The sequence below is a fragment of the Panacibacter microcysteis genome (assembly GCF_015831355.1).
Taxonomy (GTDB): Bacteria; Bacteroidota; Bacteroidia; order Chitinophagales; family Chitinophagaceae; genus Panacibacter; species Panacibacter microcysteis.
Window position 1 is genome coordinate 156,455 of record NZ_JADWYR010000001.1, and the last position, 15,308, is coordinate 171,762.

The window sequence follows — 15,308 nt, forward strand, 5'->3', positions numbered from 1 at the left end:
CGTGCGCGGTACATACCCCTCTTAAAGAATTCCTGTTTGTACTGTTGTATTTGTTATTGGTTATAGAAGAATCTTGAACGGTTGATCTTGAGATCACGCAGTATACCGGATTTGGGGCTGATGGAAACGTTAAATGAACGGTACAAACCCACAGGCGTTACATTAATAGACATCTGCCAGCAGTGCATTTCACGGGTAATAAACATCGACAACTGCGATATTTTAGCCTGTTTAAAATCAAAATAAGTATTACCGCCAATTTTCCATTTTGGCGTTAAACTAAAGTCCCCGTTCACACTAAGGTTACTGTTAATGGTGGTTGTATAATCCCTTAGGTTGGAAGCAAGCGTACGGTAAAAGCTAAGTGAAAAAGAAAGCGATACATTCCAGGGTATATCAAAATCTACAAACTCAGAAGGGTTATTGCGCACATATTCCAGTTGCCGCATTTGCTCATCCGGAGTAAGCGTCTCATCAACGGGCACACGCTCCTGGTCTGTTTTACCATCTTTGGATTTGCTCTTTAATGACGTAGAAATAGCCAGGCTTCCGTTTGTTAAGCGGCCAACTTTACCGTCTTTCCACAACAGCCTGTTCACCCTTCTGCCAAAAGAGTCAACACCATATGGGTCCATGGACGCACTACCCGTAATGTTTATTTTTTCAAATAAGGTGCTGCGAAGGCTAAAACTAAAAGGGCTCCAGTTTAAAGAATCTGCAATCAGGTTATAGCCACCTGTTACGCCCAGCCCGTCAATAAGCCTGATCTTCTTTGTTGCTGAAGCAGCCGTATCTTTTTTATCCTTCACCTTCATTTCAAAAAGATTGTCCAGTCCAAAGCTGATGCCGCCAAATTTTCCCTGGCTATAGTTACCCAACACACCGTTCTGGAAAACGGAATATGTTGTTTCCGTTCCTTTTGCATCTATTTTTACTCTTTTGTAATACTGACTTACCAAATCTGGTTTATAGTTCATCGAGATAAATGGCTTAATCTCGTGCCGCAATGCTTTAATTGTTTTGGATTTAAAATTGAACGTACCAAAAATCCTCGTGTTTGCAGACACACCGAATGTAACTTCCCGTGCAGTATAAAATCCGCGCTGAATGCGTGTTTCAAGGCTGTCTACAGCTTCATTCCAGTTTTTCAGCAGCATTTGGCCATACCATCTTTCAGAATATGAAATACTTGGGCTTATCGTAAACGGGCCCAGTTGCGGCAATGTAAGTGTAAGTGGCAACCTGTGTTCAAAACCCCATAATGCTGTGTCCAGTAGTTGTCTTGTGCTAAATGCCGAATCGTAAAATGATATTTGGTTTAATACGGTTCCTGTATAAGATACACCAAGCTTTTGATACCACTTTGGTGTGCCTACAAATTCTTTTGGTTGTAAAGGATACAAAGTGGTGGTACTAAAGTTTACTGTTGGTATACGCAGGTTGATCAAACCAAGGTTGTTGTTCTGATCGTGGTTGGCAGAGATATTTAGATTGTATTTGCCCTGGCTCCACATCTTAGACCATGTGATAGAAGAACTTAACTGGTTTTGGAAATTGGTATAACTGTTATTGGTTACAAACTGGTTGTATTTTGTACTACCTGCCCGAACGCTTGCAGAAAAATTGGTTCCTGGCCGGGCTTTTGAATCTTTGTTGTGTGTCCACGTAATAAAAAAACTGTTTGTGGTACTAAACTCTTCCTTGGCAGATGCTGAACTATTAAGAATTTTGGTTTTCTGTATAGCGAGGTTAAGGTTGCCTTTGTATTTATAGCGTTTGTAATAATCAGGTGTAATGTTCACACTCCAGCCGCCGTAGGTATAAAGGTTACCGCGGATCGTAACGTCGTAATTGTCGCCCAACACCTTATAGAATCCCATATTTTCGAGGCCTAAGCCAAAATCCTGGCTTGATGCAAATGATGGTGGCAATAACCCTGAATGCCTGCCACGCTTTAGCGGAAAAATACCAAACGGAATAGCTACCGGCATTGGCACGCCTTCAAATTCCGGGTATGCCGGCCCGGAAACGGCAATCTTATCATTGATGATCTTGATCTTTTTAGCCCTGAAGTCGAAGTGTGGCGTATCCAGGTTACAGGTGGTAAACCTGGTGCGGTAACCAAAACCCTCATCTTTGGTAATCTTTTTGAACCGTTCTGCATTTACAAAAAGCTCATCCTGCTTTAAATAAGTGTTCTTTGTAAGACCCCGCTGGCTATTTAGGTTAAACTGAATGGTATCACTTATGGATTCTGTACCTTCCTGTGTAAGCTTGGGTTTATTCAATGCACCCAGGGAAGTATCTGTTCCGCCGTATGCCGTTATAACTTCTGTTGCCTGGTCATATATAATGGTGTTTGCATCCAGTGCCAGGCCTTCATTTTCTGCTTTAGCTTTTCCGTAAAGCATAAACTGTTTCTTATCAATTACCAGCACGCCCGAATCTTCTGCACTGTATTTTATAGGCGACTCAATAGAGTCTTTTGAAAAGCTGAGGGTATCAACTGTAACAATATTTTTAGCCGTATCACCGGCACCAAATGTGTCTGTAATAATACGTAAACTTGTATCTTTCACTTTTGGCGGCACAGTATCCCCCTTGATCGTTGTATCGCTGCCAGCTGTTAATAATTTGAAAAAAGGTTTTGGAGTTTTGTACTTACCATCCGTAATGAACGTTATTGCAGTTAATAGCATGGCCAGTACCGGCAGTACAATATATTTTATATTAGTTTTGTAACGAGTCGTCGCCATAGAAGTCGGACAAATGTAGGGCTTTAAAACATAAATGATTTGTGAAGAAAAACAAGTTTAACGAACAGAAATTATGCTTACCAAAAAAATCTTCTTTGCAGCGCTTACAGGTTGTGTTTTTCTATTTTCTTCTTTTACAGTAAGCAATGGCAAACCCGCCCCTATTCAAAAACAAAGAATAAGAACAATCGTGGTAGATGCCGGCCATGGCGGGGAAGATGCCGGTGCCAAAGGAAGCTACTCGTACGAAAAAGATCTTACCCTGCAAATAGCTATAAAACTGGAGAAAACTTTACAGATGGCTATGCCTGATGTAAAGGTTATCATGACAAGAACGACCGACGTTTTCGATAACCCCAGGGAAAAAGCAGATAAAGCCAACAATTCAAAAGGAGACCTTTTCATTTCCATACACTGCGATGCTGCGCCTGCGCAAAAACACAGTGAGATCACCGGCTACAAAACACAAACTTATTATACCGGCAAAGGAAAAAACCGCAAAAAAAGAACACGTAAAGTACCTACTTACCGTACATGGTACACACCCAACCCGGCTAAAGGTGCTTCAACTTATATTTGGGCAGTACATAAAAACGAAGATAAAGAACTGGCCATGCGGGAGAATGAGTCTTTGTACATAGACAGTACCATGAGCACCCAGATTGAAGATTTTGACCCAAATGCACCTGAAAAACTGATACTCTACCGCTTAAAAACCCAGCAGTATTTTGAGCGCAGTGCCAGCCTTGCACTTACTGTAGAAGAAGAATTTCAAAGTATTGGCCGTGCTGTTCGCGGTGCATTGCAACGCCAGGTGGGCATATGGGTATTACAGGCCGTGGCCATGCCAAGCATACTGGTTGAAACAGGTTACATTACCAACCCCGAAGAAGAAGAATACCTTAACAGCGATAAAGGCCAGCAGGAAACTGCGGATGCCATCACCAAAGCAGTACAGCGCTATCGTTACTCGCTGGAAAATCCATAACATTTTTTTCAGGCTTTTTGATACACAGATTTTACAAATCTTTTCCAGGTCTGTACTGCATAACAATTAGTTTTGCGCCCATTGCATATGTAAAGTAAAATGTATGTAACCGGCAGCATATGTTGTGGCATCACCTGTTGCCACGCTCGGTTCGGGGTTCCGTTTTTATGGCAGCTGCAGCGATCTGTTTTGTACAAGCCCCGGCCCGGGCAAAAAATGGCCAGGCGCATGCAACCACATTACCCGCTGCTATGCGCAAACACCGCGCAGCAGCGGGTTACAACGATACTTAACGGGGTCAAACCTTGCTGAAAAATGCACTGCCGTACAAGAGTGCGACGCAACCAAAGCGCTATAGCAGTAATGCAGCCGGGCCCAATAAAAAATATGGACTTATATTTGAAAGAAGATTTGATCAAAAACTTAACTAAGTGAAAATATCCAACGAAACAAAAATCGGCGCGCTAACTGCAATAGCCATTACTTTTTTAATACTGGGTTTTAATTTTTTGAAAGGGAAAAGTCTTTTTAAAACGGGCACTTACCTCTACGCAAATTATACCAACCTGCAGGAACTGAAACCATCGAACCCTGTTTATTTCAACGGTTTCCAGATAGGCTCTGTAGCAGACATTGTGGCGGCAGATGAAAACCTTACTTCTGTTGTAGTTGAAATAAAACTGAATGAAGATTACAACATACCTGCCAATTCTGTTGCTGAAATAAACGGCTCTTTGCTTGGCACACCGGCCATTGTAATAAAACCAGGTACCAGCACCAGCTATTTAAAAAGCGAGGATACGCTTACAACCCGCGAATCGAAAGGGCTGCTGGGTGAAATTGCAGGCAAGCTTGCACCAGTGTCTGACCAGTTGCAATCCACCCTAAAATCGCTGGATTCTTTGTTGCAAAACTTTAATACGATATTAGACCCCAACACGAAAGGCAACCTGCAAAGCACATTGCTCAACCTGAACAAGGCAACAGCGAGCATTGCGGTATCTGCCGTTTCGTTACAAAACATGTTGAATAACCAGTCTGGTGCATTGAGCCATACACTCAACCACCTCGATAGCTTTTCAGGAAATCTTGCTGCCAATAATGAGAAGATCAACAACATGCTTTCTAACCTTGAAAAAACAACAGACAACCTTGCAAAAGCAGACATTGACGGCGCCATCAACAACCTGAAAGGCTCTGTTGAAAAACTGAATGGTGTAATGACAAAAGTTAATTCTACAGATGGTACGCTCGGCTCGCTCATCAACAGCAAAGAAATGTACAACAACCTTAACAATACCGTTAGAAGCCTGAATATATTAATGGACGACCTTCGTGCCCATCCCAAACGCTACGTAAACATCTCTGTATTCGGTAAAAAAGATAAAGGAGATTACCTTACGGCGCCGCTGGCCGACAGCACTTCACCTGAAAAGAAATGAGAGGGCAATTAAGCTTGAAAAAACTCTTCCTGTTATTTTACATGCTGCTTACAGCATGTTTTTTATATGCACAACAACCGATTATTGTTGACAGCGCCGGTCAAAAACAAATCAACATTATACATGCAGATAAAATAAGTTTCAAAAAAGTTGACTCCTTAACCGAGTACCAGCTACTCGTTGGGCATGTGGCGGTGCAGCAGGAAAAAACATTGTTTTACTGCGATAGCGCGGCGATCAATACAAAATCCAATATTCTCGAGGCATTCCGGAAAGTACATATCAATGATAATGACAGCCTGCATATTTATTCAGACTACCTCAAATACCTGGGTAAAGAAAAAAAAGCTTACCTCAATGGCAATGTAAAACTTACAGATGGCAAAGGCACATTAACCACTTCCAAACTCGATTACGATCTTAATACGCATATTGGTAACTACTATGAAGGCGGTAAGGTTGTGAATGGCAAAACCGTACTTACCAGTAAGGAAGGTTTTTATTACGAGGATACTAGAGACGTCTATTTTAAAAAAGATGTGGTACTTGTAGATCCTGAATACACCATTAAAACAGACACTCTTTTATACAATACTTATACAGGCATTGCAACATTTGTAGTACCTACCACTATTGTAAGTGACAGCGGCCGACGCACAGTAAGAACAAAAGATGGCTACTACGATACCAAAACAAAGAAAACATATTTTGGCCAGCGTACCGAAGTGTGGGATAAAGCAACCTTTATTACCGCAGATGAAATGGCCAGCGAAGACTCTACCGGTTTATATGAAGCAAGAGGTAAAGTGATCTACAGAGATACTGCGCAAAAAGTAACGCTCTTCGCCAATCATTTAAACGGTAACCGTAAGAACAGCTCTTTCCTGGCAACAGAAAAGCCGGTCATGATCATTGAGCAGGAAGAAGGCGATTCCTTATTCGTCGCAGCAGATACGATGTATTCCGCACGTTTATCAGATCTTAAGAAATACCGTACCGTACCAGTTATTACAGAATTGTCTTCTCAAAAAGATACAGCCATCCCGGTTAAAGAAACTGCACCTGTTTTTGAACAGGCCGGTAATGACGACGAAACCGTAACAGATTCATTAAACATGCCACCGGCCGGCAAGCCGCTGGCTGAAAGAAAGGAACTGCCGCGGTTACCCCGCGGTAAACAATCGCCGCCAGACAGTACGCAACAACCACAGCAAAAACTGATTACCCAACAAGACAGTACCGTTACAGTAAAAAAAGATACTGCTGACACGCTAAAAGATACATTACTAACCGCGGCAAAAAGGCAGGCAATGGCTGCAAAAGATTCGCTCATTGCAATGCAGGATACCGTTTTCAGCAAAGACAGCGCCACCGCTTCAGATGCGCTGGCAAAAAAAGATGCTGCCATGCAAAAAGTGGTGCTCGCAGATACGTCCACCTTTGCTGGCAACGACAGTACAGACCGGTTTTTTGAAGCTTATTACCATGTGCGCATCTTCTCAGATTCATTACAGGCCGTGGGCGACAGCCTCTTTTACTCAGGGGAGGATTCTGCTTTTCGTTTGTTTAAGCAACCCGTGGTTTGGGCCAGGGAAAGCCAGGTAACCGGGGATACCATGTATCTCTACACGCAAAACAAAAAACCATCCCGCCTGTACGTTTTTGAAAATGCATTAACGGTAAATAAAGTAGGTAGCAACTATTACAACCAGGTAAAGGGCCGCACCATCAATGGGTACTTCAAGAACGGCAATATGGATTTTTTGCGTGCAAAAAGTAACGCAGAAAGTATCTATTATGCCCAGGATGAAAGCAATAAATTCATCGGCGTTAACCAGGCAACCGCCGATATTATCGACATGTATTTCCAGGAAAAGAAACCGCAAAAAGTAGTCTTTAGAAATAACCTTGTGGGCACCACCTACCCTATGCGGCAGGTAAACCACGAAGAGTTAAAACTCCGCGGTTTTAAATGGCTCGAAGATCAAAGACCGAAATCGAAGTACGAGCTTTTCGCCGACTAATTTTTTTCTTTCATGTACCAGGCTGCAACAACGCTATTGATCGTCCCTTGCGTCGCACTCTTGTACTGCATAACGCCGGGCATCAACGATACTGCATGTGCAAAAAAGGCTATGCTATAAACTGCAATATATTCGTACAACAAAAGTCTTTTAACGTTCCACAAATACACCCGGATATTTCTTTGTTGACTGCTGATGATCATATACCAAAACGCCATTTACCCAAACATTTATAATGCCATCAGAAAGAGCAGCAGGATTTTTTATACCTGCACGATCTTTTACTGAATCAGCATCAAACAAAACAAGGTCTGCATAAAAACCGGGCGCTATAATACCCCGTTCTTTTATACCAACATGCTCAGCAGCCAGTGCGGTCATTTTATTAATGGCGGTCTCCAGCGGCATGATCTTTTTTTCACGCACATAATATCCCAATAGTTTTGTAAACGCACCAAATGCACGCGGGTGCCCCCCGATGGCGCCATCAGAACAAATGTTGGAATGCTGCCAGGAAAGAAATGGTGTAATATCATCATCGCTCATGGCTTTGCCCATTACCGTCTCCGCATTTTCACCCGGGTGTTGCTGTTCATATTTTTCAGCAGCATCAACCAGATACAATAAAGTTTGGGCAGGCGTTTCATTGCGTATTGCTGCAATTGCTGCAATCGTTTTGTTTTTATAGGTGCTGTCTGGTGCAAACCTTACCAGTACAGAGCCGTCTGCATCGAATAAATGATCGGTAGCATACTTTGCCCCAGCCATGCTGGTAAAATCTTTTTTGGGGAACAATACACGCAAAGTACTGTTCCAGAAATTATAGGGATAGCAGTCTGCTGTAATGTCAATACCATTTGCCCTTGCCAGTTGTAACTGAGCCAGCAGGTTGCCGGCTGTTCCCCAGTCGTCTTTCAGCGCTATTTTTATGTGCGATATTTGTACAGGTAAGTTTGCCTCCCGGCCAATGGTAATGATCTCGTCAATTGCATCGGCCATCGTAATATCCTCGCTGCGTATATGGCTGATATACCTGCCTTTTGCGGCAGCAGTTGTTTTGGCGAGTTCTATCACTTCATTCCGGTTACTGTAAAAAGCACCTTCATATTCCAGGCCTGAAGAAAGACCTAAAGAACCTTTGCTTAATTCTTCCTGCAGCAGTTGTTGCATCTGCACGATTTCTGCTGCTGTAGCTGTTCTGCTTAATTGTGTTGGCCCCAACACCTTTTCTCTTATAGTGGTATGCCCGGTGTAGGTAGCAACATTTATAGCCGCAGGTCTTTCATGGAGTGTTTTTTTTATTTCCTCAATCATATCACCTTCCCCGTCTTGCCCGCCCACAATAGTTGTTATACCCTGGTTAAGCGCAGCAACCGCATCAGGTGATTCTTTCAAGGAGCCTTCCAGGTGGCTATGCGTATCTATAAAACCCGGTGCCAGTATTTTGCCCTTTCCATCTATTACTGTTTCATTCGCGAACGGTTTCAAACTACCCACAGCAACAATCCTGTCACCCTCTATTCTAACAGCAGCGTTGCGTGCAGGAGTGCCGGTTCCATCTATCAGCCGCACATTTGTAACAAGCGTAATTGGCTGCACCATATAAGGCCGTTGAATAAACACCTGTTTACCTGCCTGGATGGCACTTGCATTATCACCACTGCTAAGTATTATGAGCGTACGGTTATTGTTTACATCCCTGCAGATAATATTTCTGAAACCCGCCCAGCCACCGGTATGCTGGTACAAACCTGCACTATCTATAAACCAGCCAAAGCCATAAGGATATGTGGAATCTGCCGTTAGCGTTACCGGCTCAAACAACTGCTGTATTGTATGCTTTTTTAGCAGCCGCCCGGTGTAAAAAGATTGCTCCCATTTATACAAATCTTCTACAGAACTGTATAAGTTACCATCGCCCACAACGCCATCGAGGTTGGTAAGGTCATGCAGTTTTTTTATACCATTTACCTGCGTAAAACCTGCAACGTGATTGGCGGGTATGGTACGCATAAGATTAGTGTACACATAGGTATCATGCATGCCCAGCGGTGTTGTTATATTAACTGATATAAAATCTTTAATCGCTTCGCCACTTACGCGTTCAATAATGCTTGCCAGCAATACATAGTTTGTATTGCAGTAACTCCAACCGGTGCCAGCCCGGAATGCAGGTGCAGGCTTATGCTGCGCAAAAAGCTTTATCAACATGTCATTGGTGAGTGTATCCAGTGTTCCGCGGTAGCGCTGAAAGAGGTCGAAATATTCAGGCAGACCGGAAGTGTGGGTCATAAGATTGCGGATACTGATGCTGTCGTATGGCAATTCAGGTATATATTTTTTTATATTATCATCTATGTTCAGCAAGCCTTTTTCCTGGAGCACTAATATGCCCACACATATAAATTGCTTGGTTACAGATGCGAGGTTGAATGATGATTTTGTGGTAAGCATTTCCGCAGTTCTGCAGTCGGTAATGCCAAACGCTTTTTTATACACTACTTTACCTTTCTCGGCATATAGTACAGTACCATTAAAGCGATCTGTCTTGTACAACAACGTTAGTACGTCATCCAGTTGTGTTGCGGTTTCAGATATTTGCGCATGACCAGCCATAAAGAAAAAAAGACACATAAACAGAGAAGCTGCTTTCATAAAATGCAGTTGATTTATACTAAAGATATTTTATATAAATAATATCTCTGCATGTAAACTGCGCTGATGCCACCCGGCGCAGCTGCATAATGATATACAGTACAAGAGTGCGACGCAACGGAAGCTTAATAGCATTGCTGCTGCCGGGTACATAGAAAATTCCAACGTAAAAAATACTGTTGACATAGGGCTGTCATACAACGTTGTTTACTTTGTTATATCAATTAAACAAAACACACTTTATGGCACTATCAATTATTAACCTGCTGCTGAAAGAAATGGAGCAGGAAGCTGCAACAACAAGAAAAATGTTACAACGTGTACCCGCCGATAAGTTTGGCTGGAAACCGCATGAAAAAAGTATGAGTATGCAAAATCTTGCCACACATATTGCGGAACTGCCCTCGTGGTCTGCCATGGTACTGAACACTACAGAACTTGATTTTGCAGGAATGGATTACACACCTGCAGAAGTTACAACCACTGAAGATATACTGGCGCTTTATGAAAAATCGTACGCAGAAGGAAGGGCTGCGCTTGAAAATGCAAAAGAAGAAGATCTTCTGCCAGACTGGACGTTGAGAACAGGAGACAAAATTCACAGCGTGTCTTCGAAATATGAAGTAATACGTATGTCGTTTAGCCAAACAATACACCACAGGGCACAACTGGGTGTTTACCTGCGGCTGTTGAATATACCAATACCGGGCAGTTATGGGCCAAGCGCAGACGAAAACGATTTTTAAAAACAAAAGGTTGCTTACACAGCAACCTTTTTTAATGTACCGTCAGCCCTAAAACTATTTTGTAACCCTGCCCGCAGCACGATATCTTTTTTTCCAATACTCTTCATTCAGATCGCTGATCATAACACCGCCACTGGTAGAAGCATGGGCAAATTTATTGTTGGCTATATAGACCCCCACATGAGAAATGGTTCTGCCATAAGTTTGAAAAAAAACAAGATCACCTTCTCTGAGATCGACATAGTCGATGGGTGTGGACGCATTGTATTGTTCCTCTGCTGTCCTGGGCAATTGCACGGCATATACATCTTTGATAACAGTTTGTGTAAATGCGGAGCAGTCTATACAATTTTGTGTGGAACCACCCATGCAATACCTGGTACCCCACCAATAATCCAAATCCTGCAAAAGAGGCACATTGGTAAGGGCCTCCACGGGTACATCCAGCATGGTAGCATACCTGATCTGTACCCCCTGTACAGATTCAATATCTACATTAGAAGCGGAAACAACCCTGTTATTGAACACCGGCTTTTTGGGCTCACTTGTTGTAACAGATGTCCTGTTTTCGCCGGGTGTAACACTTATGTCGTCTATAAAGACAGCACTATTACTGGTTTGCCGTGGCCTGGGAGCAGTTGAAGAAGGGCCGGTCGTCGTCGCTTTAAAACTCTTACAACTGGTAACGCAAGCCATAGCGCAGAGAAGATATAATAAGTGTACTCTTTTCATGCCGGTGCAATATAGTTTTCGTGGCCAGTTTACACAAGTAAAGTGCAGAACTTTTACACTTCGTATGTGCAAAACGCCTGATGTGGATAAATTTTTTGCACTTCCCCCACGCTATAAAGTGCGAAATTTGACGCCTGACCAACGAAGAAAAAAAACGGCTTACACTCATGCAATTTTCACACTTACACGTACATACGCAATATTCCCTGCTTGACGGCGCAGCAGGAATAAGTGACCTCTATAAAAAAGCCGGTAAACTCGGTATGCCAGCATTGGCCATTACAGACCACGGCAATATGTTTGGCGTTTTTGAATTTGTAAAGCAGGCATGGAACAATACCAAAATTGTAGGCAAAACACCGGAAGGCAAAGACATACTGGAGCCGGTTGTAAAACCAATTGTCGGCTGCGAGTTTTACGTGGTGGCAGACAGGCACAGGAAAACATTTTCGAAGGAACAGAAAGACGAACGCTATCACCAGGTATTGCTGGCAAAAAACAAGAAGGGTTACGAAAACCTGGTAAAGCTTACCTCCCTGGGTTTTATAGAAGGCATGTACAGCAAATACCCACGCATAGATAAAGAGCTGATAGAAAAATATAAGGAAGGCTTAATTGCCACTACCTGTTGCATTGGAGCCTATGTGCCGCAAACCATTTTACACGATGGGGAAGCAGCAGCAGAAAAAGAATTTAAATGGTGGCTGGATATGTTTGGCGATGATTATTATATAGAATTACAACGCCACCAGATCAAGGAACAGGAACTGATCAATGCTACTTTGCTGAAGTTTGCCAAAAAGTACAATGTGCCTGCCATTGCCACCAATGACAGCCACTACACAGATAAAGATGATTATAACGCCCATGATATCCTGCTGTGCATCAATACCGGTGAAAAACAAAGCACACCGGGTTTTGATGATTTTGTAAACGACGACGCTAATGTTAAGAACCGTCGTTTCAAATTTCCCAATGACCAGTTTTATTTTAAAACGCAGGATGAAATGGCGCAGCTATTCAGTGATGTGCCACAATCGCTTGAAAATACACAAGCCATCGTTGATAAGGTGGAGGTACTCAACCTGAAAAAAGACATTCTGCTGCCCGCCTTTCCTATCCCAAAAGAATTTCAAACCACAGACGACAGCAATCTAAACCAATGGAACTACCTGCACCACTTAACTTACGAAGGGGCCAGGCAGCGGTACGGAGAAATAACTGAAGAGATAAGCGAAAGGCTCGACTTTGAATTGTTTACCATTAAAACAATGGGCTTTGCCGGTTATTTTTTAATTGTAAGCGACTTTATAAAAGCCGGCCGGGACATGGGTGTATTTGTGGGCCCCGGCCGTGGTTCTGCAGCAGGCAGTGCCGTTGCATATTGTATTGGTATAACCAATATAGATCCCATTAAGTATAACCTGCTGTTTGAGCGTTTCCTGAACCCGGATCGTAAGTCAATGCCGGATATAGATACGGATTTTGATGATGACGGCCGCCAGCGTGTAATCAATTACGTGGTGGATAAATACGGGAAGAACCAGGTAGCGCAGATCATTACCTATGGTACCATGGCCGCCAAAATGAGTATAAAAGACGTGGCGCGTGTAATGGATCTGCCCCTGAGCGAAAGCAATGCACTGGCCAAGATGGTGCCCGACAGGCCGGGTACAGACCTGGGCCGCGTACTCACCGCACCCATGACTTCCAAAGAAGCTAAAGAAGGTCAAAAATCGCTGGAAGACAAAGAAGGCTATGGAGGCGAAGAGTTGGAAAATATTAAACGCCTCCGTGAGATATACAAAGGTGACGATATTCGCGGACAGGTACTGCGCGAAGCAGAACGCCTGGAAGGTTCTGTACGAAATACCGGTATACATGCAGCGGGCATCATCATTGCACCAAGGGATCTTACCGAACTGATACCTGTTGCCACTGCAAAAGATTCTGACCTGTGGGTAACCCAGATAGAAGGCAGCGTTATTGAAGAAGCCGGTGTAATAAAAATGGACTTTCTTGGTTTAAAGACGTTGTCTATTTTAAAAACGGCATTGGAGCTGATTAACAAAAACCACGGCGTTAAAATCGACCTTGACAATATACCGCTGGATGATGAGAAAACATTTCTCCTATACCAGCGCGGGGAAACGAATGGCACATTCCAGTTTGAAAGCCCCGGTATGCAGAAATACCTGCGTGAATTAAAACCCGATAAATTCGCCGACCTTATTGCCATGAATGCCCTGTATCGCCCGGGGCCGATGGCTTACATACCGCAGTATGTTGCGCGTAAACATGGCCGTGAAGCAGTGGTGTATGACATTGCCGACATGAAAGAGTACCTGGAAGAAACTTACGGTATTACTGTTTACCAGGAACAGGTGATGCTGCTTAGCCAGAGCATTGCAGGCTTTACCAAAGGCGATGCCGATGTATTGCGCAAAGCAATGGGAAAGAAAGACCGTAAAACGCTCGACAAAATGAAAGGCAAGTTTATGGATGGCGCCGTTGCCAAAGGCCACGATAAGAACGTACTTGAAAAAGTATGGACAGACTGGGAAGCGTTTGCACAGTATGCCTTCAATAAATCGCACTCTACCTGTTACGGCTTTGTGGCCTACCAGACCGGCTATCTCAAAGCTCATTACCCAAGTGAATATATGGCTGCAGTACTAAACCATGCCGGTGCCATAGAAAAGATCACCTTCTTTATGGAAGAGTGTAAACGTATGGGTTTAAAAGTACTTGGTCCTGACATCAACGAATCGCTGAAAGGCTTTGCCGTAAACCAAAAAGGAGAAATACGTTTTGGCCTCGGGGGTTTGAAGGGCGTAGGTGAAGCAGCCATCGAAAGCCTTATAGAAGAGCGTGCAAAAAATGGCCCCTACAAAGATATCTTCGATCTTATCAGGCGCGTTAACCAGCGTACCGTAAACAAAAAATCTTTGGAGAGCCTTGCATATGCAGGTGCTTTCGATTGTTTCAAAGATGTACACCGTGCCCAGTATTTTTATGTATCGCAGGGCGATCCGCTTACAGGTATCGAAAAAATCATCCGCTTTGGCAATGTGTTCCAGGCAAACAAAAGCCAAAGCGCTAACAGCCTTTTTGGCGATAGCGTAATGCCAGAAATTGCCACTCCCAAACTGCCGCAATGCGAAGAGTGGACGCTTACCGAAAAACTCGATTTTGAGAAAGAGGTAACGGGCATGTTTATGAGCGGCCACCCGCTGGATCACTTCAAGTTTGAATTAAAGCATTACGGCATTATGAACCTTGCCGACTTTAATGAAATAAAAGATTCTTCCACCCTTATTGCAGCCAATGCAAACCGTAGTTTCCGCATAGCCGGTCTTGTAGTAGATGCACAGCACCGCGTTACTAAAACGGGCAGGAACTTTGGTGCACTTAGCATAGAAGATTTCAGTGGTAAATCTGAGCTCATGTTGTGGAGCGACGACTATACCCGTTTCCAGAATTACCTCAATAAAGGATACAACCTGCTCATCAATGGTTTTTTCAAACAACGTTTCAACAGCGACCAATACGAGTTTAAAGTAAGCAATATTATGTTGCTCGAAACAGCCAAACAGGTACTTACCAGGCAGGTGGAAGTAAACCTGACACCCGCTTCTGTAACCAAAGATTTTGTAGATTTTATAGATAGCAATGTAAAAGCAAATCCCGGCAAGCATTCCCTTCGTTTCAATGTGTACGACCCTATAGACAATCTGAAGATTACTTTGTACACACTTGAAAAAGGTTTTACCATGAATGAAGAAATGGCCGGCTACCTGATGACCAACCCTGATGTGGAAGTAAGCGTTGGGCTGGCGGGTTAGTTACGTGTTTCGAGTATAAATTTTTTTAGTTTTTGTGAGCCAGGCAGCATTGCTACTATTAAGCTTCTGTTGCGTCGCACTCTTGTACGGTTTGATTGTAGATTGAACAAAAACGCTCTA

At 43.3% G+C, this 15,308-nt stretch carries 8 protein-coding genes; 5 read left to right on the top strand and 3 right to left on the bottom strand.

What is annotated here, in order from left to right; all coding sequences use genetic code 11:
• Positions 1-53 precede the first annotated feature (53 nt).
• Entirely contained in the window at positions 54-2,756 is a 2,703-nt protein-coding gene (locus tag I5907_RS00705; RefSeq protein ID WP_196988833.1) for a putative LPS assembly protein LptD, read from the bottom strand.
• Between the two features lie 73 nt (positions 2,757-2,829).
• Here I5907_RS00705 and I5907_RS00710 point away from each other — a divergent pair, with 73 nt between their 5' ends.
• The 3 genes from I5907_RS00710 (at position 2,830) to I5907_RS00720 (ending at position 7,210) form a co-directional block, all read left to right on the top strand.
• Positions 2,830-3,744, top strand: a complete 915-nt coding sequence (locus tag I5907_RS00710) for an N-acetylmuramoyl-L-alanine amidase family protein (RefSeq protein WP_196988834.1) — start codon at positions 2,830-2,832, stop codon at positions 3,742-3,744.
• A gap of 431 nt (positions 3,745-4,175) precedes the next feature.
• On the top strand, positions 4,176-5,186 hold the full coding sequence (locus I5907_RS00715; protein ID WP_196988835.1) for an MlaD family protein: 1,011 nt from the start codon (positions 4,176-4,178) through the stop codon (positions 5,184-5,186).
• 14 nt (positions 5,187-5,200) lie between these two features.
• Positions 5,201-7,210 carry an OstA-like protein gene (locus tag I5907_RS00720; RefSeq protein ID WP_196988836.1) on the top strand — a complete coding sequence of 670 codons (2,010 nt, stop codon included), beginning with the start codon at positions 5,201-5,203 and terminating at the stop codon, positions 7,208-7,210.
• Positions 7,211-7,360: 150 nt separating this feature from the next.
• On the opposite strand, the gene I5907_RS00725 is transcribed toward I5907_RS00720, so the two are convergent.
• Positions 7,361-9,865, bottom strand: a complete 2,505-nt coding sequence (locus I5907_RS00725; protein WP_196988837.1) for a serine hydrolase — start codon at positions 9,863-9,865, stop codon at positions 7,361-7,363.
• Positions 9,866-10,107: 242 nt separating this feature from the next.
• Here I5907_RS00725 and I5907_RS00730 point away from each other — a divergent pair, with 242 nt between their 5' ends.
• The gene (locus tag I5907_RS00730) at positions 10,108-10,611 is read left to right on the top strand and encodes a DinB family protein (RefSeq protein ID WP_196988838.1); all 504 of its coding nucleotides are present in this window, start codon (positions 10,108-10,110) and stop codon (positions 10,609-10,611) included.
• Positions 10,612-10,665: 54 nt separating this feature from the next.
• Here the strand turns inward: I5907_RS00730 and I5907_RS00735 are convergent, their stop codons facing one another.
• Positions 10,666-11,343, bottom strand: a complete 678-nt coding sequence (locus I5907_RS00735) for a C40 family peptidase (protein WP_196988839.1) — start codon at positions 11,341-11,343, stop codon at positions 10,666-10,668.
• A gap of 167 nt (positions 11,344-11,510) precedes the next feature.
• On the opposite strand from I5907_RS00735, the gene dnaE reads away from it, so the two are divergent.
• Complete coding sequence (dnaE, locus tag I5907_RS00740) at positions 11,511-15,188, top strand: DNA polymerase III subunit alpha (RefSeq protein WP_196988840.1); 3,678 nt, start codon at positions 11,511-11,513, stop codon at positions 15,186-15,188.
• The last annotated feature ends 120 nt before the right edge of the window (positions 15,189-15,308 follow it).

Bases quoted from the DNA above. Each gene is read 5' to 3' on its own strand.
- I5907_RS00705 (WP_196988833.1), bottom strand. From the start codon at position 2,756: ATGGCGACGACTCGTTACAAAACTAATATAAAATATATTGTACTGCCG.
- I5907_RS00710 (WP_196988834.1), top strand. From the start codon at position 2,830: ATGCTTACCAAAAAAATCTTCTTTGCAGCGCTTACAGGTTGTGTTTTT.
- I5907_RS00725 (WP_196988837.1), bottom strand. From the start codon at position 9,865: ATGAAAGCAGCTTCTCTGTTTATGTGTCTTTTTTTCTTTATGGCTGGT.
- I5907_RS00730 (WP_196988838.1), top strand. From the start codon at position 10,108: ATGGCACTATCAATTATTAACCTGCTGCTGAAAGAAATGGAGCAGGAA.
- I5907_RS00735 (WP_196988839.1), bottom strand. From the start codon at position 11,343: ATGAAAAGAGTACACTTATTATATCTTCTCTGCGCTATGGCTTGCGTT.
- dnaE (WP_196988840.1), top strand. From the start codon at position 11,511: ATGCAATTTTCACACTTACACGTACATACGCAATATTCCCTGCTTGAC.